16 protein-coding genes and 2 pseudogenes are annotated in these 19,483 nt (G+C 59.2%); 3 read left to right on the forward strand and 15 right to left on the reverse strand.

What is annotated here, in order from left to right:
• Positions 1-86 precede the first annotated feature (86 nt).
• From ABRP87_RS05620 to ABRP87_RS05635, 4 genes are read right to left on the reverse strand one after another with little or no spacing between them, the layout of a single operon-like run.
• Positions 87-1,832 carry a FadD32-like long-chain-fatty-acid--AMP ligase gene (locus ABRP87_RS05620; protein ID WP_349868009.1) on the reverse strand — a complete coding sequence of 582 codons (1,746 nt, stop codon included), beginning with the start codon at positions 1,830-1,832 and terminating at the stop codon, positions 87-89.
• 36 nt (positions 1,833-1,868) lie between these two features.
• Positions 1,869-2,813 (reverse strand): cutinase family protein, encoded by a 945-nt coding sequence (locus ABRP87_RS05625; protein WP_349868010.1) that lies wholly within the window; start codon positions 2,811-2,813, stop codon positions 1,869-1,871.
• Between the two features lie 33 nt (positions 2,814-2,846).
• Positions 2,847-3,374, reverse strand: coding sequence for a hypothetical protein (locus ABRP87_RS05630; protein WP_349868011.1), 528 nt, complete (start codon positions 3,372-3,374; stop codon positions 2,847-2,849).
• A gap of 2 nt (positions 3,375-3,376) precedes the next feature.
• Positions 3,377-5,326, reverse strand: a complete 1,950-nt coding sequence (locus tag ABRP87_RS05635) for an alpha/beta hydrolase-fold protein (RefSeq protein ID WP_349868012.1) — start codon at positions 5,324-5,326, stop codon at positions 3,377-3,379.
• A gap of 307 nt (positions 5,327-5,633) precedes the next feature.
• Here ABRP87_RS05635 and ABRP87_RS05640 point away from each other — a divergent pair, with 307 nt between their 5' ends.
• Positions 5,634-6,458, forward strand: a complete 825-nt coding sequence (locus ABRP87_RS05640; protein WP_349868013.1) for a GDSL-type esterase/lipase family protein — start codon at positions 5,634-5,636, stop codon at positions 6,456-6,458.
• A 130-nt stretch (positions 6,459-6,588) separates the two neighbouring features.
• Here the strand turns inward: ABRP87_RS05640 and ABRP87_RS05645 are convergent.
• From ABRP87_RS05645 to ABRP87_RS05675, 7 genes and pseudogenes are all read right to left on the reverse strand, one after another.
• Positions 6,589-6,834, reverse strand: a pseudogene (locus ABRP87_RS05645) (IS3 family transposase); the annotation flags it as partial.
• Positions 6,835-7,073: 239 nt separating this feature from the next.
• Positions 7,074-8,108 carry an alpha/beta hydrolase gene (locus ABRP87_RS05650; protein WP_284772114.1) on the reverse strand — a complete coding sequence of 345 codons (1,035 nt, stop codon included), beginning with the start codon at positions 8,106-8,108 and terminating at the stop codon, positions 7,074-7,076.
• A 139-nt stretch (positions 8,109-8,247) separates the two neighbouring features.
• The gene (locus ABRP87_RS05655; protein ID WP_349868014.1) at positions 8,248-9,942 is read right to left on the reverse strand and encodes an arabinofuranosyltransferase AftB family protein; all 1,695 of its coding nucleotides are present in this window, start codon (positions 9,940-9,942) and stop codon (positions 8,248-8,250) included.
• 62 nt (positions 9,943-10,004) lie between these two features.
• Entirely contained in the window at positions 10,005-10,985 is a 981-nt protein-coding gene (locus tag ABRP87_RS05660; RefSeq protein ID WP_023024308.1) for a decaprenyl-phosphate phosphoribosyltransferase, read from the reverse strand.
• Complete coding sequence (locus ABRP87_RS05665) at positions 10,978-11,493, reverse strand: phosphatase PAP2 family protein (protein WP_349864198.1); 516 nt, start codon at positions 11,491-11,493, stop codon at positions 10,978-10,980. The genes ABRP87_RS05660 and ABRP87_RS05665 overlap by 8 nt, the downstream gene beginning before the upstream one ends.
• Complete coding sequence (locus tag ABRP87_RS05670) at positions 11,483-13,435, reverse strand: glycosyltransferase (RefSeq protein WP_349868015.1); 1,953 nt, start codon at positions 13,433-13,435, stop codon at positions 11,483-11,485. Before ABRP87_RS05670 ends, ABRP87_RS05665 begins: the two co-directional genes overlap by 11 nt.
• A gap of 143 nt (positions 13,436-13,578) precedes the next feature.
• Positions 13,579-14,167: pseudogene (locus ABRP87_RS05675) on the reverse strand (three-helix bundle dimerization domain-containing protein).
• 166 nt (positions 14,168-14,333) lie between these two features.
• Between ABRP87_RS05675 and ABRP87_RS05680 the strand changes: the two are divergent.
• Positions 14,334-16,181: a chorismate-binding protein gene (locus tag ABRP87_RS05680; protein WP_349868016.1), complete on the forward strand. Its 1,848-nt coding sequence runs from the start codon at positions 14,334-14,336 to the stop codon at positions 16,179-16,181.
• Entirely contained in the window at positions 16,178-16,930 is a 753-nt protein-coding gene (locus tag ABRP87_RS05685) for an aminotransferase class IV (RefSeq protein WP_349868017.1), read from the forward strand. Before ABRP87_RS05680 ends, ABRP87_RS05685 begins: the two co-directional genes overlap by 4 nt.
• 121 nt (positions 16,931-17,051) lie before the next feature.
• On the opposite strand, the gene ABRP87_RS05690 is transcribed toward ABRP87_RS05685, so the two are convergent.
• The 4 genes from ABRP87_RS05690 to glf form a co-directional block, all read right to left on the reverse strand.
• Positions 17,052-17,846, reverse strand: coding sequence for an alpha/beta hydrolase (locus ABRP87_RS05690; protein WP_349868018.1), 795 nt, complete (start codon positions 17,844-17,846; stop codon positions 17,052-17,054).
• The gene (locus ABRP87_RS05695; protein ID WP_349868019.1) at positions 17,830-17,982 is read right to left on the reverse strand and encodes a hypothetical protein; all 153 of its coding nucleotides are present in this window, start codon (positions 17,980-17,982) and stop codon (positions 17,830-17,832) included. Before ABRP87_RS05695 ends, ABRP87_RS05690 begins: the two co-directional genes overlap by 17 nt.
• Before the next feature lie 23 nt (positions 17,983-18,005).
• The gene (locus ABRP87_RS05700; RefSeq protein ID WP_023024323.1) at positions 18,006-18,221 is read right to left on the reverse strand and encodes a hypothetical protein; all 216 of its coding nucleotides are present in this window, start codon (positions 18,219-18,221) and stop codon (positions 18,006-18,008) included.
• A 62-nt stretch (positions 18,222-18,283) separates the two neighbouring features.
• Complete coding sequence (glf, locus tag ABRP87_RS05705; protein WP_349868020.1) at positions 18,284-19,480, reverse strand: UDP-galactopyranose mutase; 1,197 nt, start codon at positions 19,478-19,480, stop codon at positions 18,284-18,286.
• Positions 19,481-19,483 lie beyond the last annotated feature (3 nt).

Raw genomic sequence — 19,483 nt, forward strand, 5'->3', positions numbered from 1 at the left:
CGTCTTTCCTAGTGGGGTTAATAGAACGACAAATACCTATATCGCTCTATTTTGTCACCTCGTTAACTTAACGTCCGAATCCGGCTTTAAGCTTGGTAGTCCTTTTTTGCTGCGCGGCGGGCAATCTTGTGCGAGGAGGTGCGCTTGATTTCGCCCGGTGCCTTCCACACGATATCGCTCGGGGTAATGCCGTGATTCTTAGTTACGGCCGTGCGAATGGCCTCGCCAGCGGCGGCGTCGCCGGACGGATCCGCGTCATCGGCGCGCTCCACCAAGAGCACCAAGGACTCTGAGTTCTCGCCCTCCACGGCAAAGGCGGCGATGGAATCTGGGCGCACGTGCGCGGATGCCTCCTGCACGGTGCCTTCAATGTCTTGCGGGTAGTGGTTGCGCCCAGCGATGACGATGAGATCCTTGAGGCGCCCGGTGATATACAGCTCGTCCTCAATGATGGTGGCGAGATCGCCGGTGGCCATCCACCAGTCGTCTTCTGGCAGGCCATCCTGGATGCGCTCGCCCAGGGTATTGCGGAAGGTAGCCGCGGTTTCTTCCGGGCGGTTGAGATACCCAGTTGCCATATTTTGTCCATGCACCCAGATTTCACCGATGGTGCCCTCTGGGACCTCAGCCTTGGTTTCAGGATCTACGATGGCCAGGTGCTGGAACGAGACGCCCTGGCCATTCGAGGCGAAGGCCACCGTTGCAGCGGACTTTTCTTCAATAACAGCGTGCCCATCCGCCAGTTTTTCGCGGTTGAAGTGGGAAATGACGGGGCGTTTTTCACCCTGCGCGGTAGCAACGATGAGGGTTGCTTCCGCCAAACCATAGGAGGGACGCAGCACGGAACGCTCGACGCTGAAGGTGTCTAAGAATTTCTGCACCGCTGGTTCCGTCACCGGTTCGGAACCAATGAGGATGCCATCAACGTTGGAGAAATCCGCGTCCTTGCCGTAGCGCGCGGCCAATTCCAGGGCAAAATTGGGCACGGCGGTATAGGTATACTTCTCTTCACCCGGCTGGCGGCTGATGCGCTCAACCCACCGGTTGGGATGTTGGATGAAGTCGCGCGGGGTCATCATGTCCAATTCGATGCCCAGAATCGTGGCGAATAACGCCAGGATGATGCCCATATCGTGGTGCATCGGCAGCCACGAGACCACGCGCGGTGGGAACTCTAGGTTTACGGCCCGGAAGATCTGCAGCACATTCACCAAAATCGCGCGGTTGCTGAGCTCCACGCCGGCGGGGGTGCGGGTGGAACCGGAGGTGTACTGCAAGAAGGCGGTGGACTCCACTCCCTCTCCAGCGACCGGCTTCCACGACGCTGCCAAGGAGTCAGGCAGCGCATTGATGGAGATGACGCGCGGGCGCTCCCGCTCGGTGGAGAAATAGGCGCGCACCGCCGCAGCCGATACGCGGTTGGTCAACACGATGGGGGGCTCGCAGTCAGCAAAGACCGCTTTGAGGTGATCCGCATGCCCCGGCTCATTCGGATCATAAAGCGGAATCGGGGTCATTCCCGCATATATCACACCTAAGAAACCAAAGAGGTACTCGGGGGAGTTGCCCGCCAGAATGGCCACGCGGGTACCCGGTTCTGCAACTTGTTGCAGGCGCGCTGCCACCACTTTGATCCGGGTATTGATCTCTTGGCGGCTGAGCTCACGGACGGTGTCTTCCTCACCGTAGAGCCACTGGCGCATGACTATCTGCGAGGTATCCGCGTCTGCTTGGTAGAGGGTCTCGGTCAGGCCTGCCAAGGTGAGCTCTGCGGGGAGGGCGATATTGCCCTCGGCGTCAAAAAACTTCCCCATGAGTTGCTGTAAATCCATCGATTCTCCTTTAGTAAATGCTTTTGTCTTAAAAAATTATCGATGCTGTAGCGCCTCATGGTACACGGCGTCAATGACCTGGTGTGCCCAGTCCACAACCCACTGATTCGCGGTAGTCCCATCAATCACGCCCTCGTTGCTGGCATATTGCGCGTGCACTCCATTGGCCCCGATCAAATCCTTGGCGCGTTCCAGACCATTGCCCACGCCGGTGGGTGCATCACACACGGAGTCATCGGGGGCACAAATCTGGAAGGTCCTATCCGCGAGCTCACCGAAGCCGTGCGGGCGCGCGCCGCGCATAGTCGCTCCGGGCACGATGGGCTGAACGAGTCCGGAGACAGGTTCCAAGGCAATCTCGGCACCGATTCCGCCGAGCTCGTGTCCCGGATTTTGGCCCACGCCGTTTTCACGCCGGCCGTCCGCGATCAACGCCACGCCCGCGATATTCTCTGCGGGGATTGCGCCTTCGCCACCACCAATGTCATCGGCCACATCGCCGGCGATGACCGCGCCTTGAGAAAAACCGCTCAAAATAAACTTGGTCTGCGGGCAGCTATCATGCATGCCGCGCAGCTCCTCATTCATCTTCGCGGTGCCCTCATTGCGGGAATCGTCGTAGCTCATTTCCTCCTGCGCATTGATATTTTTAAATTGCGCAGTATAAGGAAGGGTCCACACCTTTACATCATCCCCGTAGGCCTCCTGCAACGGCTGCGTAATAGACAGCATGAACGAGCGCGGATTGGCAGAAGGGTTGAGGGGATCATCGTCGGCAGCGGATTCCCAGGTACCTGGCGCGGAGATGAACTCCGCACTCGGGCACCAATCCGGCTGGGATTCCTCCGGCGGCTGCCCGGATTCTGGCCCCTCGGGGGAGCTAGGCCCCGCCGAGTCCGAGCTCGTGAGGTAATGCGCAGCCCCCGCGCCGATAACGACGAGGAGAGCGAGGACGGCAACGACGGTTATGATTTTTCGCATGAACTAGTTGTACCCGGAAAACCTCAAAGAAAGCTAGCAAAGAGTTGAACGTGCGTTGTCTTGGAGAAGCTTGGTGAGCTCCTCATAATCCATGTCAGAGCGTTGCTGTTCAATCAGTTGCCCAGCTACCGCAGGAATAGTGATGCCATTGTCACCGCAGGCCCCCTGACCGGCGCCGAGGAGCTGATCTTCTACCCCATCGACATTCACGCCGGCATCCTTCAACGAATCCAAGTACGCAGCCTCTTCCTTGGGCAGCTGCGCGGAGGGGATCTCTGAAATCTCGCGCGCACCGCGATCCTCTGGGGAGTTCACTGAACGGGACCCATTCGTCGGCTCCGCGGATTCCTTGGAACCGTCCTTGGATTCGGATGGCTCCTGCGAGGAGGAAGCGCTGCTGGATGCGGACTCGCTACTACTCGTGGTCGATTCTTCGGAGGTTTTTTCGCGCGACAGCGGCGCCACCGAGGTGTCATTGCCGGAGTCACTATCCACGGTGGCAGAGTCACACCCTGCCAATCCGAGGCATAAGACCGCTCCGACGAGGGCTAATTTACGCATGTTTACTTCTTTTCAGTCTGTACGCGGCCCATGACTTCACTGATCGTCCCGTGCTGGAACTCCTGCTTCAATCCACCAGCTGCGATTTCGGAGTAATCAGAGGTGGGCCAGCCAATCTCGCCTTGCTCCCAGCCCTTCTTACCCCATTCATCCATAATGGCGCCCTTCAAGATGTAGTGCGCGCCGGATTCTGGAGACCAGTAGATGGAGCCATGTTCAAACTCCTGGAAGAAGCCGCCCTCGACCTTCTTCTCACCGTCCGTGGGGAAGCCCAGTGGGGAGTCAGCGCCACCCATGTCCTTGTACTTTTTGCCAATGGCACCAAAGGAGACCTGGTTCTTGCCGTCCGGGTTGCGGGTCAGAATGCCACCTTGGAATTCCTGGACAAGGCCATCGCCCACCTTCTTTACCGGGCCGGTCGGGAACTTCAGATCGCCGCCTTCGTAGCCCTTCTCGCCCCACTTCTTGTACATGTCGCTGGTAATTTCCCAGGCGCCTGTCTCTGGGCTCCAGTAAATGGAACCGTGTTCAAAACGCACGAGGCGTCCCTTGCCATCCATCGTCTTAGTTTCACCGGACTTAGGGAAGCCCAACCAGGAGGTGGGGCCACCGATTTCCGCATAGCGGGCGCCAATACGGCCGTACAGCGCATGCGCACCATTCTCCGGGGACCAGTACGCCGTACCGGTTTCGAAGTCTTGTGCCTTGCCCTTACCGGCAACATCATATTCGTTATTCAGGCAGGAACCGAGTATGCCTTCTTTGGTGGCCTTGGCGATATCGCCTTCGGTATTACAATCCGCACCGCGGTCAGCCTTGTCAAGGTCGAGGGCATCAGCAATGTGCGGCCATGCATTTTGCATCTCAAATTGCCAGTATTCCCAGCTGTGCACGCCGGAGGGCCGGAATTCCACTACTGGTTCCACATTGGCGCGCTTCGCGTAATCCACGAAGGTCTGGGTGGACATCCGAGAGATAACTTCCAGCCCCATGCCGGCCAGACTTGCCTGTCCCTTGGCCACCGAGTCTTCCTGGCCAAAGTCGTCCTTGCCGTTACCAGCAGAGACATAGACCTGCATGTCCTTGAGGTTTTCGATGCCCAGCTTCGGATCGTGGTCGATCCAATCCTGCGAGCCCGGCTCGCCCCACATCTTGCGGGAATCGTAGCCGCCAGCATCGCGCTGCGCAGCCATGATGGCCTGTGGCATGCCACGGGTAGTCATATCGAGGTAGCCGGAGAACGAACCCACGAAATCAAACAAGTGCGGGTTACGCTCCGCCAAGTTGACCGCTGCGGTACCGCCCATGGACAGCCCAGTCACCGCGCGCTTCTGGTTGGAGCGGTATTCATGATCCAAAATTGGGACCAATTCCTTGGTAAGGAAAGTCTCCCACTTGTAGTTCTTCCCTGCATCCGGCTGCTGCCAATCGGAGTAGAAGGAAGATTCGCCACCCACCGGCATGATGAGGTTGACGTTGCGATCCGCATACTGGTTGAGGATATTGGTCTCAATGGTCCAGCCGGACTCGTCATCGCGAGCGCGCAGGCCATCAAGTGCCCATACCTCTGGGAACTTCTTCTCCGGCTGCGAATACCAGTCGCGCGCGAGCTGGATCTGCACCTTCTGCTCGTGATCCGGCATGGCTGCGGACTGGATATAAACCATCAGGTGACGGTTGGACAGGTACTCCACACGGTTGATCTTTACGCCATCCGGCAGCCCCTCCACCTGTGGGTATTCGGTCTCCACTGGGGTACGGGCCGGCGGATCCTTAGGCGCAAAGTGATCAGACAGGCTGCTGCCGTTGCCTGGCTGAGCGGAGCTCATGTCACCAAGAGAGCTTTGGGCAGTGGCATTGGGCAGCAGGGCAAGTCCAACGGCAATGGCGGTCGGCATGGCTGCTACCGCGAGCCCCTTGCGGGCCTTGCCCGGGGAAGTGTTTTTGCGCATAGGTAAACGTCCTTGAAGATTTACCGCGGCCGCATTCCGAAGGTTCCCCTCCTCCGGACTGCTACCTGCGGCGTGAGCTGTCTATTGTGCGCTTAAGTTTAAGTTGAACTTGAAGCTTTGGAAAGGCTGACACGCCGTGCAAAGTTATATCACCATTTATCTCGATGCAGAGGCTGTCCCCCGGAATCGCCCAATAAGCAATCTCCCAGCTCAGCCACAGACTGGACTTTCACCACAAAATCACTAAAATAGCCGCCGCACGCACGAAAGTGCACTCTGTAAACATTCCCTACCAAAGGCGAAAGATATGAAAAACATAAAGACCAAAATCACCGCCGGACTCATCGCCCTCACCACAAGCCTCACCATGGCCCAGACTGCAAATGCGGACCAAGGCAAGGAAATGGTCACCTTCGGCGATTCCTTCACCGCCAACGGCGGCGCACCAGGAGACCGAGGATCAGCCTCTCCATATAAGCGCCCCTTCCATCCCTGCTTCAACGACAAACACAACTGGGCGCACCAAACCGCCAACAACCTCGACCACAACCTCGCCGACTACTCCTGCAACGGAACCAGCGTCTGGATCAACCAATACGTCGACGACGCCATCGAAAAAGGCAACATCGGCCAAGACACCAAAGAAGTAGTGTTCATGTACGGCGGTCTCCAGCAAGGAACCTACTTCGATGCCCTAGCCAACGCCACCCTCCCCGACGTTCCCAAAGCCTCCACCTACCGCGGACTACTAGACTTCCAATTCAACAAAATTCGTAAAGCCGCACCCAACGCCCGCATCACCATGGTCAATTACGTCCCAATGACCGTCAACGACACCCTGTGCGTTGTAAACCACGACCAGCTGCAGCTCCCTGTAACTATCCCGGGCGCAACAATCGCAGAAGACGAATTCAACCGCGAAATCGGACGCGCAGCACACGACCTCGGAGTCAACTTCATCAACCTCCACGACCAAGCAAAGACCCACGACCCCTGCCAACCAGACACCAACCAGCGATGGGCCACGCTCGTGCAGACCCCAACCGTCCCATCCGTCATGCCACTACACCCAACAGACGTAGGACACGACGGAATGACCCAAATCATTACCCGAGAACTCCAAAACCACTAACCAAAGCACGAACCCGCAACACCACCGAAAGCGCCATGAACTAGTCCCCAAGAGTTAGACGGGTTTAATTCAAGAAGGTTTGGGGAGCAAGGGCCTGACTCCGATATTGCATCGGGGTCAGGCCCTTAAGTCATTGTTGGGTGCGTTCGGTGTTGTACTACTGGATGTAATCTTCGATCGCCTGGGTGAACTCCTCGACGGTGCTGAAGTCTTCTCCGTGGTATGTCTCGCTTTTCAGGTGACCGAAAGCGTTCTCTATTACTGCGTTGTCGTAGCAGTTGGCTGTACGCGACATCGACTGAACGCCGCCGTTGTCGTGGATCAATGTCCGCCAGGTTGAATGCTGGTATTGGAAGCCTTCATCTGTATTTTTCAGCTAGGCATTTTCGGCCGGCAACAGTTCGTTTTTGCGACGCTGTTTGTCTCCTTCAGTAAGCCCCTCCGGCTTGGTGCCCCTGCCCTGTTCGAAACGCTCCACCATTTGCTCGCGCTGCGTTTCACTTAGCGAACTTCATAGTCCCAAAGAAAAATGCTCCCCACTAGTTGGTAGCTGATTTCTCAGTCCAACTACTGGGGAGCAGTTCAAACGGCGCGGGGATAGTCCGTTAGTGAGCCTTACCAGGCATTCAAAGCGTTGAGAACGCGTGGCTTGGAAGCATTGAGCTGGTAGTCCCATTGGTACCAGTTATGCAAGCCCTCGGCCGGGTAGCTCACCGTTGGGTTCAGCCCCTGCAGTCGAGCGGCGCCTTCCCAAGCGCGGGTGGTCAGCTGAGAACCAACCTCCAGTGCGACACCCGGTGCTTGGAACTTCGGTGGGAGGGTTTCCTTATCCAATTGACCCGGCATACCGGATGCGGCTGAAATATAAACATCGGTACCACCATCGCGCAGCTGCGGAATCAGCATGAGCGGGTCATTCTGGAAACGCCTTGGGTTAAATAGGGAACCGTACATGGCATTGACATTGAACCCGCCTACATCCAGCATGGCCAAACGAAGGACAGTCTGGGCACCTGGAACCGTCATAGTCAAGTAACCAGAGTAGGACAGTACCTGCTTGAACTGGTCAGTGTGCTTAGCAGCCAAAGTCATGGCGGAACCGGCACCCATGGAGAGGCCAGCGATCGCATTGTTGTTGCGGGCCACGCCAAAGTTCTGCTCGAGGTAGGCAGGAAGCTCCTGGGTAAGGAAGGTCTCCCACTTGTAGTTAACCGGATCGTTCGGATCATACTTGCCCGGTGCCTGCCAGTCGGCATAGAAAGAAGACTCGCCACCTGCCGGCATCACGAGGGTGAGGTTGCTGTCCGAGTAGGTCTTTGCGGCATTAACCTCGCTATGCGGGCTAACCCAGCCGCTGGTTGCGTAGGTAGCGCGCATGCCATCCAATAGGTAGAAACCAGCGTTGCCGCCATTCTTTGCGGGCTGAATCTGTACCGGGATATTACGGTTCATGGACGGGGACCAGACATCACAGCGCTGAACCCAAAATCCAACTGGGTCCCATTCACAGGTGCCAGTATTATCCGGACGCAGCCAATCGCGGTTTCCCGCGTGTGCCTGCTGCGTGCCGCCTGCCACTACGGCGAGGCCAAGCGCTACGGCCACCGCCATGATGACCGATAGGACGCGTCCCCTCAAAGATGCAGTCATCTTTCTCCTCCACAAAGTACTCAATTATTGTTCTTTGGCTTTATCGCTGGGAACCTGTGAATCGTTAACACCCCTCAGCGAAAACCTCACTGAAAGGCAGTGTAGTTCACTCACAGGCTTTTTGCCTCATTATCAACCATCATTGCAGGTAATCCCCCGGATCGGAGGAAAAGGTTAGGGTCCTTCCCTCTGTCAGGGAAAATTTAACATTTTCTAAGAATCGGCCCCAGGTTAGCGGTTGCCTATAGGTGGCAAAGAGTTTCTGGAAATTGGCATCATTAAGCGCAGTGCGTGCTTGCCACGCGGAATCTTTATCCTGCCCCAGCAATAGGGAGTCAATATCCACTGCAGAATCGGCAATCTGCCACGCCACACCAAGGCTCTTATCATGGCCAATGCGCCCGCCCTCGATGCGGGGCTGGCGCGCTGCTAGGGGATTACTGAGCCCAATTTCATCGAGCACGCGCACCTCAAGCGGGGCATTCATAGAAGTAAGACCGAGGCTAAGAAAATACACAGTGGGAGGATCGGAGCGTTCCGGATCCGCGGGCACCGTCGTCCACGATGGCTGGCCCCCTTCCTTGATATAGCGGAAGGTCATGGCATCGCCGGCTGCCAAGTCCTGCACCGCTTTTTCGTAGTCATTCATCAAATCCATACCCAGGAAATCCTCGGCCCGGCGAGGTGGTTCCTGCCGGTTGGTGATATCGGTCCAATAGTCCCGCTCATCCACAACAGTAAGCTTCCCCGCGTACGCAGCGCGGTCTACCGGGTGGCCATGCACGACAATAACGAGAGCCCACACCGCAGAGAATACGGCAGCCCACCAGGTTCGTAGATTAACTACGAAGATGGGCAGGAGCGCGGCAAAAAGCGGAAGCAGCAACATGCGTCCATGCATAAAGTCGCCGCCCACGTGCACAACATACAAGGCATGCAAAAGCGCAGCGCCCAAGAAGATATAAACCACAGTCTGCAGCGAGCGCAGCGCCGGCGGGCGAAAATTGGCTTTCCATAGCGCCGCCACTGCCAGCACGATGAGTGGGAGGTACAGCGCGTAGGGCATCATAAAGTCACCCAGATACGCAAACCCTTTGCCCCACGCGGAACCGGCCGCGGATTTCGCAACGGCGGTATGAGGCGTAAGCAGGCCGTAGTAGCCCATGCGGAAGACTTGATACCCCAGGGGCAGGGGCAAGGCGGCAGCGATAACCTTCCACGAACGCGTGCTCACTATGAGTACAACGCCAACCAAGCCGCCATACAGGGCGAGCTCAGGGCGAATGAGCCAGGACAGCCCCGCCCAGAATGCCAACCCATACACGAGAGGCTCGGGCGGCAATTCTTGTCGCGGTCGCGCCCATGAAATCAGCATCCACCACAAGACGGCCAAGTAGAAAAGACACAGGCTCCATTCCAAGCCGGAGGTAAAAAAGTCCCGTGCCGGTGGCAGGGCCAGATACACCAAGGCACCAGCGGGAAGAACAATTCCCTTGTGCATGCTTGCCGATGCCCACGTGCCCACCACCATCGCCGCAACCGCCAGGATAAGCCCGAGGTAGATGGCGATCGTTTCGAGCTCAGCACCGCTTACCCACCGCGCTACAAAGATGAGGTATTGCCAGACCGTGGAGGTATTGGCCTCGACGCGCTCGCCCACATTGAACACAGGCCCGTTGCCGGCCTCTAAGTTGCGGACGGTGCGCAGGACGATGAGTCCATCATCGGCGATCCAGCGGCGGGCAAAGCCACCCCACAAAGAAAAAACACCGATAATAAGAACCGAGGCGGGTACGCTCCAACGTACGATTCTCTTGTTACCGGTGTTAACCACGTGGGGTGAGTATATCAGGTCCCTCAAGATCTTCTAGTTCAACACGTCTATGCCACCGCTGCTTAGACCAATGGCATAATGTAGACGGCCATGGCGATGCAGGCCAGCCAAGCGATGGCGAGGATCTGCAGGGTGCGGTCCCCCAACGCGATTTCTTCCGGCGCACCACCTTGGCCGCGGTCCACATCGGCGGCATAGCGCAGGATGGCGATGGTAAACGGCACCATGGAAATCTGGTACCACACGCCACCGGAGGTTGCGGCATTAGCCAGTTCAAAGCCCCACAGGGAGTAGAAGACCACCACGGCGGTGGCCGCTAGCGTCCAGACAAAGCGCAAGTAGGTCGGCGTATAGCCCTGCAAGGATTTGCGAATCTTCGCACCGGTCTTTTCCACCAGTAGGATTTCGGCATAGCGCTTACCGGAGGCCATAAACAGCGAGCCAAAGGCAGCAACCAGCAAGAACCACTGCGAAAGCTCAATATCGGCCGCCACGCCGCCGGCCATGGTGCGCAGCATGAATCCGGAGGACACCAGCGCAATATCGATGACCGGAATATGCTTCCAGCCAAAGCAATAGCCCAGCTGCAGGGCGATATAAACCGCCATGACGATGGCTAGCTCTAGTCCAGCGGTGGCCAAAAAAGACAGCCCGATGGACAGGCCAACGAGCACCACAGCCATGACATAGGCCACCTTGATGGGCAGCACGCCCGAGGCAATCGGGCGGAAGCGCTTGGTCGGGTGCTCCTGGTCCTCGCGCCAATCCTTGGCGTCATTAATCAGGTAGATGGAAGAAGCGCCGAGGCAGAAGACGATGAAGGCTAGGAGGACATCGACAAGCACGCGCCCGTGAAAGAGCGAGTCCGCACCGGCCGCAGCGGGCGCGGCCAGCACGAGAATGTTTTTTACCCATTGCTTCGGGCGCAGGGCCTTGACCATGCCATCGGCCAAATTCTTCGGCGGCTTGCGCTTGCGTCCGGTATCGACGCCGGACGTATGCGGCTCCGAATGGAGAAAGTGCTGGTTGCCGTCCTCACTCATGCGTCTTTCCCTTCGTCATTGCCCGCGCGGTAGCAGCGCCAATGGCTGCGCCCGCAACGGTATCGGTTGGATAGTGCACCCCGAGCACCATACGCGATGCCATCATCACCGGCACTCCCACAAGCGGTGCCTTGGACCCCGTCAGGCGGGATAGGCCCACCAAAAAGGCCGTGGTGGAGGTGGCATGCGAGGACGGGAAGGATAGGCGCGAGGGGGTTTTGACCCCAACGCGCACGTAGGAATAATCGGGCCGCTTGCGCCGGACGATGCGCTTGAGCACCACGCTTGCCGCATGCGCGGTAAACGCCGCGGCACCGATCCGAATCCACTCCTCCCGGCGCTGCTTGTCCAAACTGGCCCCAAGTGCCGCGCCACCCATCCAGCCCAGGGCGTGCTCGCCCAAGTGGCTTAATCCGCGGGCGGTGGGCAGCACTCCCGGCACGTCAAAGGCGGCGTTCTGAATGGACTCCAAGACGTGGGATTCTGCGATGGAAAGCTTATTGGGCATCAAAAACCTTCTTCCAGGAAGACCGCGCGGTCAGTTCTGGCAACGCGGCGCGGTATTGTGCCCGCAGGTCATCGAAGTTTTCTTCAATTTCTTTCAGCAGGCTGCGGGTTTCAACGATAAGCTCCTTGGCCAAATCGCGGTCGCGCTTGCGGAAGGCCACGCCCGTGCCGCCGGCCGTGGAAACGGTGGCGGAGTCAACGCGGGAAAGGGTAAACCAACGCGCCTCGTCCGGGGTGAGGTTCAGCTGCGGCGCCGCGTGATGCGCGGGATCCTCCTTACTCAGCAGGTGCTTAAGCCCCTTTGCTGCCCACGGCAGCTTCTTGACCTTGGCCAAGCGCCCGCCCACATTGCGGGTGGGAACGCCCGGCGCGCCGGTCGGCGCCGGCAGCTGGTCTGCGGATTCGATGATGACCGCATCCGAGTAGTTCTTGCGGATCTCCGCGATGCGCGGCAGCGAGGTATCCAAGATATCGAAGAGGTGGTCCGGCCCCGCCAGGAAGTCCTTCATGGCCTCAATTTGGATGGCCATGGTGGAGTATTCCATGCACATGGTGTGCTTGAGCGTGGACTTAAAGATGGACTTGGTAATGCCAGATACTGCGCCATCGTGGTACAGTGAGGCCACGATCAAGCGGTTGCGCAGGTGGAAATAGGCCTGCCAGTCAATGGCATCGTCCTTATCCGCCCAAGCCATGTGCCAGATGGCCGCGCCCGGCCAGGTCACCGTGGGGAAGCCATTGCGGGCGGCGCGCAGGGAGTACTCGGTATCGTCCCACTTGATAAACAGCGGCAGTGGCTGACCGTTGGTCTCTGCCACCACGCGCGGGAAGAGGCACATCCACCAGCCGTTATATTCCACGTCCACGCGGCGGTGCAGCGCGCGAGAATCGTACTTCTTTGGATCCACATGGGTTTCTGGCGTGCCAATGGCGCGCAGCGGGTACTTGGCAAAGTCGTGGTCATACACGGCATGCGGCGCGGCGCCCCACATGAAATCGGAGCGGTTGACCTGCTCACCGGTGGTGCGCAGCTGGGAGCGTTCCTGCAGGTTGAGCATCTGCCCGCCAAAGATGATCGGCTTTTCCGCATAGCGTGCGGCTTGCACCGCGCGCAGCACGGAGTCCGGTTCGATGGCAATGTCATCGTCCATATACAAGATGAAGGGCGAATCCGTATTCTCCAGCGCCTCGTACATAATGCGGGAATAGCCGCCGGAGCCGCCCAGGTTGCCCTGACGGAATTCGCGGAAACGCTCGCCAAAGTGGGCCACCGCCTCGTCGTAACCCGGCTCATCGGCCGGGTGCTGGTTGCCTTGGTCCGGCATGAGGACGAAGTCAATGATCTCATCCACCACGGGATCTTCTGCCAGGGCCTGCAGGGCAGCGACGGCATCCGTGGGGCGGTTAAAGGTGGGAATACCGACGGCGACGCGCTTTTCGGAAGGGGCGAGCTCGGTGCCATCGGGAAGCGTTTGCGCCGCTGGGGCCTGCGGGGAGCACCAGGCTGCATCCGACACCGTGGTTTCCTTTTCCGCGGTGATATCGAACCACAGCCAGCCGCCGTCCTCGAAGTTTTTCAGCGGCAGCTCAAACTCGTGGTGGCCGGTGCCCACGAGGTGGTTGGCCACGGAGATGCGCTGGCCATCCTGCTTGGAACGGTACAAAGAAACGTTGGCCTGACCCTCGATCTCTAGGCTTAAAACCACCGAGCGCAATTGCGACCAGCGGCGCCAGTAGGAGGCTGGGAAGGCGTTGAAGTAGGTTTCAAAGGAGGCTTCTTCGCCGGCCGGGATGGTCACGGCGGTGCGGTTTGTCCAGCTCAAGCGCTCGCGGTTTTGCTCCGCCTCGATGAGGTAGAGCATGCGTACATCAAAGGGTTCGCCGCGCTTGGGCAGCAAGATTCGCTGCAGGGGCTCATAGGCCGAGGTGTTGTTGGCAGTCACGATTGCTTCGATTCTCCAAACGATTCAAACAGTAGTCAGCGACCTAGCGTAGTTGCTTTCGCGCGCCTGCTCGGGTTTACACGCGGACAATAAAAGAAGGGCCGAGGAATTCCTCCTCGGCCCAGGGCTTATGGTGCCTCCCCTTATGCATTCACGCGCTCGGTTACCGGGTCGATGCCCAGCTTGTTCAGCATGTAGTAGACGCGGGCTTCTAGGTCATCGGCAAGCTCGCGGGCCTGCTCAACGGTCTCAGCCGGGGCGATGTCCCAGATTTTGATGTCCTTGCCGGCCTCATCGCGCTCGACCTCGCGTCCCAGGTAAACGATGTAGTCCGGCATGGCCACGGTGCGCACCTCTTCGAGGTACTTCTTAGGAGCTTGGCCCATGCCGCGCTCGCTCATGACGTGGGCCAGGTGGTCATTGCCGTCATTTTCCGGGTGCGCGGCGGCGGTATCGACGTAAAGCGCCTCCCCCGGCGTGCTTCTTAGTGAGGTCCGCTGCGGCCTTGGCCAGGGCGTGGTTATTGCCCGCGGCGAAGCGAACGTGGATGCGGTGGGCGCCGAAGAACTCGCGCACCTCGCGCTCTACCAGCACGGGGATGAATTCCACGAGCTCGGCGTTGGCGGTGTGCTTGGCGATGACCTCGTCCAACTTCGTATCGATTTCAGCACGGGTATATCCGTGACCGTACTTGGTGTGCAGGTCATGACGGAGGGTTTCAAACTGGTTCATTGTTATCCCCTTTCCTGAATTCTTTCCCCGTTTGCTTGTTGTTAACTTAAAGTTAACTTTACAACGTAGTGTGACATACGTCAATTAGTTGGTCATCACCCAATAGTTAGACCTCCCGTGGAGCAAGTTACGCGTGGGGCGCACTGGGCTATAGACTCTGCCTTTGATGATCCTGCTCATTGATAATTACGACTCGTACACGTTTAACCTTGCGCACCTCATCGCTGAGGTCTCCGGAACCGAGCCCCTCGTCGTTCCCGCGGGCGAGGCCGCCGACATCCCAGATCGCGTGCGCGCCGGCGAATTCAGCCACGTGGTTATCTCCCCTGGCCCCGGAACCCCGGAGGAAAACAACGACTTCGGCATGTCCCGGCGCGTTATCGAGGCGGCCGCCGCAGCGCGAATCCCCCTGCTCGGCGTCTGCCTTGGCCACCAGGGGCTGGCGATGCTCGCCGGCGCCCGCATACGCCGCGCGCCCGAACCGCGCCACGGCTTCGTGTCCACCATTAGCCACTCCGGCGAGGGGATTTTCGCCTCCATCCCGCAGAACTTTCAGGCGGTGCGCTACCACTCGCTGCACATTGAGCCTGCCCCGGGCATCACCGTGCACGCCCGCAGCGAAGATGGCACCGTCCAAGCCCTCAAGGTCGATGGCCTGCCGCATTGGGGCGTGCAATTCCACCCCGAATCGGTACTCACCCGGCACGGCGCGACCCTGCTGCGCAACTTCCTCGGCGGTTTTCGCCTCCTCCACCGCGAGGTCCCCGGCGCGATTGACTGCCCACGGGTCTTCGCGGCGCTGCAGGCAGACGGCACCGACGCCTTCTTCCTCGACTCCGTCGACGCGCGCGGGCGCTATAGCATTCTTGGCGATGCCACCGGTCCGCTTAGCCAATCCTTTCGCTACCGGCTTGGCGAAGCCCCCGATATCCTCACCGCCCTCGAGCGCGAGCTATCCACGCAGGTCTTTGACGCGCCGGATTTGCCGTTTACCGGCGGGGTGGTAGGTTTCCTCGGCTACGAATGCGCGCAGCTTACCCTGCCCATCCAGCTGCGCCACCGCTCGCCGTATCCCGATGCCTACTTCATCCGGCCGCAGTCCTTCCTTATCTACGACCACCACCGGCAAATGGCGCACCTATGCTGCCTGGATGGCGACGGCGCGCAGGGCCTTCTCGACCGGTTGGAGGCAGCCCTGGAGGGCGGGCAGGTGGGAAACGAGGGGGCATCGGCAAGCGCGGGCGCCTGGCGCGCCACCGACTACCTTGACCGAATCCAGCGCGCCCAAGAGCTCTTGCACGCTGGGGAAAGCTACGAGGTATGCCTGACCGATACCTATACCGCGCAGGCCACCGGCGATATTTATGCTGCGCTGCGCCGGCACAACCCGGCACCGTACGCGGCGCATCTGGTCTTCGACGGCGTGGAAATCTGCAGCGCCTCGCCCGAGCGTTTCCTTAGCGTGCGCGATAACCGCGTCGAGGCCAAGCCCATCAAGGGCACCATTCCAGCCCACCAGGACCCCGCGCTGCTTCGCGATGACCCCAAAACCCGCGCCGAGAACCTCATGATCGTGGACCTTTTGCGCAACGATTTATCCCGCGTGTGCGAGCCCGGCACCGTGCGCGTTCCGGGGTTGATGAACGTGGAAAGCTATGCCACCGTGCACCAGCTCGTCTCCACGATCACCGGCCAATTGCGCCCCGGCGCCACCGCGCTCGACGCCATCCGCGCCGCCTTCCCGCCCGGTTCTATGACCGGCGCGCCGAAGCTGCGCACCTGCGAGATTATCGATGCCCTCGAGGCAGGACCCCGCGGCGTCTATTCCGGCATCGTGGGCTACCTCGGGTATTCCGGCGAGGCTGATTTCAGCGTGGTCATCCGCACCGCGGTGCGCGCGGGTTCCGAGGTCACCGTCGGCGCCGGCGGGGCCATCGTCCTCGATTCCGATCCCGCAGCCGAGCTGGCCGAAAGAAACCTCAAGGCCCAATCGGTCCTCGGGGCGTGGTCATGAGCTCCTATATCTGGCGCGACGGCGCCTTCATCCCCTGCACCCCACCGGCTATCCCCTGCGCCGTGGCCGATTCTTGGCGGCATTCGCAAGGCCGCACGCACGGTCTCCACCTGCACTTGGAGCGCTTCGAATCCGCCGCCGGGACCTTGCCCGCAGGCTTCGTTCCCGCCATGCTGGAGCTGCTTTCAGGCGGCGAGCTCTTTCCCCGCATTGCCCTCATAGCCGACGAGCTATACCTCGATATCCGGCCCGCACCGGCTCCGCGCGCCCACACGCGCCTTACCTACGTTAAGGCCCCCGATCCCCGCGTGCAGCCTCTCATTAAAGGCCCGGACTTGCCCGCCCTGGCCGCCTACCGCAGCCGGTATCAGGAAAGCGGCACCGATGACACCGCGATTGTCGATGCCCACGGCGCCATCGCAGAAACCACCACCGGCGCGCTCATCGCCTGGGACGGCGACACGCTCCTGCTTCCCACCGACGTGCGCCTGCCCAGCGTGACCCTGCGCCAGATCCTGCACCGCTGCAAAGAATTGGGGATTTCCACCGCGCAGCGCCCGTTGACCCCAGCACTCGCTGCGGAATGTCCCCTGTGGTTTATCAACTCGCTGCACGGCATTAGCCCCGTCAGCTCCATACACACACCACACGACACCATCACTCCACCGCCGCACCCGGAGGCCGCAATCTGGCAAAACTGGTGGTGGCAGGGTTTTAACCCCGAAACCATGGGTGAACACTACACATAACACTCAACACAACACTCAACATGTGCAGTGTTGTGTTGAGTGTTGAGTGTTGTGTTGGTGTTGTGTTGAGTGTTGGGTGTTCACGCCGCGCTTTCCTTTAGCTCCGGCAGATCGCGGCCTTTTAGCTTTGGCCTCGCAACGCACGTTTCAATTCGCTGCCAATAATGGTGCGCGCGATCAATGCATCCGAAATAATCCCGCCCATCTGGACGAACGGATGGACCTGGCCCTTAAATTCGATAGAGCTTACTACATTTCCCGCATTGAGCATCCGCTCAACGTAGTCACTTACTTCAGAGACCAACGGATCGAGTTCACCGGTGATCACAGTCGCTGGGGGCAGCCCCGCCAGATCGCCATTCCTGCCGGGAGACATACGTATATCCGTGCGGTCTGCAGCGCCAGCATAAGAATCGTAAAAATAGTTAAGGTGCCGCCGGGTGAGGTAGTAGCCGTCGCTAAAATCCGAATGGGATTGCGTGTCAAAGGTGGATAAATCCATGACGGGATAGATCAACACTTGATGAGCCAGCTGATCGCGGAGTTCTTGTGCGATGACCGCTGCGATATTGCCGCCCGCACTGTCTCCGCCCACGGCAACGCGCGCTGGATCGACACCAACTCTCAATTCTCCTTGTAGCACCCCGTCTACTACCGCCCGGCAATCATCTAATGGTGCTGGGAAGGGGTGTTCCGGTGCACGGCGATAGTGCACGCTGATACAGATGATTCCCGATTCTGCGGCAATATCACGCACGGTTGTATCCGTGGTTTCTAAATCCCCCAGCACCCAGCCGCCGCCGTGGAAGAAGATGAAGGCGGGCTCTGCTGGTGGGGCATCGGAAAGCGTGAGCCCCTCCGGTACATAAACCCGCACCGTGACACCGCGCACCGAAGTCTCATATACGGAAGCCATCGGGGGTTTTCTTGCCCCAAGCCGCTGCCGTCTTCAGCTGGGCGGCACGGTTTTCTTCTGGGGTACGCGTGTCCAGCTGTGGGGAGTTCCTGTTCAGGTCGAGGAATTTTTGGGCTTCGGGCTGAATAAACACCATAAAGATACTTTCCAGTACTGCACCTAATGAGCGATGCGAGCACTCATAATAGCTGGGTTGAATAGCGGAAAGGCCCGCCGGGTGTTCCGGCAGGCCTTCTTTGCTTGCTGCTTTTTCTTATCGGGAATGCGCGTTGCGCGGCTGCGCAGTTTCAAATGCTCCTGGAGCCGCTCCGGGGACATCTTCCACATGCTGCGGTCCGCGTGCCCGGGCTTGGTGTATTTCTTGCGTTGAGCCATGCCGTCACCTCCTAACCTGTGAGGTGACTAAGCATAGCGTGCCCAGGGCAGATTAGCAGCTCTTAGTGCCCGCGCTCTTGCTCGATGGCCTTGCCCTCGTTCCAGAAGGGCACGAGCTTGTTATCGAATAGGGACAGCGCGGCGCCAATGGCCATGTGCATATCCAAGTACTGATAGGTGCCCAAGCGGCCGCCGAATAACACCTTGTTCTGCTTGGCTTCTTGGGCGGCTAGTTTGCGGTACGCCTCCAGCTTGGAACGGTCTTCCGGGGTATTGATGGGGTAATACGGCTCATCGCCCTTATCGGCAAAGCGCGAGTACTCTTTCATGATGACCGTCTTATCGGAGGGGTAACGGTCCTTGCGCTCTGGGTGGAAGTGGCGGAACTCGTGGATGCGGGTGAAGTCCACGTCGGCATCGTTGTAGTTCATCACCGGGGTGCCCTGGAAGTCGCCAGTATCGAGCACCTCGAGGTCGAAGTCCAAGGTGCGCCAGCCGAGCTCGCCTTCGGCGAAGTCGAAGTAGCGGTCCAACGGGCCGGTGTAGATAACGGGAGCATCCGGGGAATCGGCGCGCAGATCCTCGCGAACATCGAACCAATCGGTATCCAGGCGGACCTCGATGTTTTCATGATCCGCCATGTTTTCTAGCCACGCCGCATAGCCATCAACGGGCAGACCTTCGTAGGTGTCGTTGAAGTAGCGGTTATTGAAGGTATAGCGCACCGGCAGGCGGGTGATATTGCTGGCCGGCAGTTCCTTGGGGTCGGTCTGCCACTGCTTGGCGGTGTAGTCGCGGATGAACGCCTCATAGAGCGGGCGTCCGATAAGCGCGATGGCCTTTTCCTCCAGGTTTTTGGCCTCATCCGCAGAGAATTCGCCGGCCTGGTCTTTGATCAGTTCGCGGGCCTCATCGGGCGAGTAGTACCGCCCGAAGAATTGGTTGATTAGCCCCAGCCCCATGGGGAATTGGTAGGCGGTGCCATCGTGCATGGCAAAGACGCGGTGCTGGTAGTCGGTGAAATCGGTGAACTGGTTGCAGTACTCCCACACGCGCTTATTGGAGGTGTGGAAGAGGTGCGCGCCGTATTTGTGCACTTCAATTCCGGTGGTGGGTTCCGCCTCGGAATAGGCATTGCCGCCCAGGTGCTCGCGACGCTCGACGATGAGCACCTTCTTTCCCAGCTGGCTAGCGGCCCTTTCCGCAACGGTCAGGCCAAAGAATCCGGAACCAACAACGATGAGGTCATAAGAAGTCATGGC

The organism is Corynebacterium sp. KPL2830 (assembly GCF_040225635.1).
Taxonomy (GTDB): Bacteria; Actinomycetota; Actinomycetes; order Mycobacteriales; family Mycobacteriaceae; genus Corynebacterium.

Bases quoted from the DNA above. Each gene is read 5' to 3' on its own strand.
- ABRP87_RS05620 (WP_349868009.1), bottom strand. From the start codon at position 1,832: ATGGATTTACAGCAACTCATGGGGAAGTTTTTTGACGCCGAGGGCAAT.
- ABRP87_RS05625 (WP_349868010.1), bottom strand. From the start codon at position 2,813: ATGCGAAAAATCATAACCGTCGTTGCCGTCCTCGCTCTCCTCGTCGTT.
- ABRP87_RS05630 (WP_349868011.1), bottom strand. From the start codon at position 3,374: ATGCGTAAATTAGCCCTCGTCGGAGCGGTCTTATGCCTCGGATTGGCA.
- ABRP87_RS05635 (WP_349868012.1), bottom strand. From the start codon at position 5,326: ATGCGCAAAAACACTTCCCCGGGCAAGGCCCGCAAGGGGCTCGCGGTA.
- ABRP87_RS05640 (WP_349868013.1), top strand. From the start codon at position 5,634: ATGAAAAACATAAAGACCAAAATCACCGCCGGACTCATCGCCCTCACC.
- ABRP87_RS05650 (WP_284772114.1), bottom strand. From the start codon at position 8,108: ATGACTGCATCTTTGAGGGGACGCGTCCTATCGGTCATCATGGCGGTG.
- ABRP87_RS05660 (WP_023024308.1), bottom strand. From the start codon at position 10,985: ATGAGTGAGGACGGCAACCAGCACTTTCTCCATTCGGAGCCGCATACG.
- ABRP87_RS05665 (WP_349864198.1), bottom strand. From the start codon at position 11,493: ATGCCCAATAAGCTTTCCATCGCAGAATCCCACGTCTTGGAGTCCATT.
- ABRP87_RS05680 (WP_349868016.1), top strand. From the start codon at position 14,334: ATGATCCTGCTCATTGATAATTACGACTCGTACACGTTTAACCTTGCG.
- ABRP87_RS05685 (WP_349868017.1), top strand. From the start codon at position 16,178: ATGAGCTCCTATATCTGGCGCGACGGCGCCTTCATCCCCTGCACCCCA.
- ABRP87_RS05690 (WP_349868018.1), bottom strand. From the start codon at position 17,846: ATGGCTTCCGTATATGAGACTTCGGTGCGCGGTGTCACGGTGCGGGTT.
- ABRP87_RS05695 (WP_349868019.1), bottom strand. From the start codon at position 17,982: ATGGTGTTTATTCAGCCCGAAGCCCAAAAATTCCTCGACCTGAACAGG.
- ABRP87_RS05700 (WP_023024323.1), bottom strand. From the start codon at position 18,221: ATGGCTCAACGCAAGAAATACACCAAGCCCGGGCACGCGGACCGCAGC.
- glf (WP_349868020.1), bottom strand. From the start codon at position 19,480: ATGACTTCTTATGACCTCATCGTTGTTGGTTCCGGATTCTTTGGCCTG.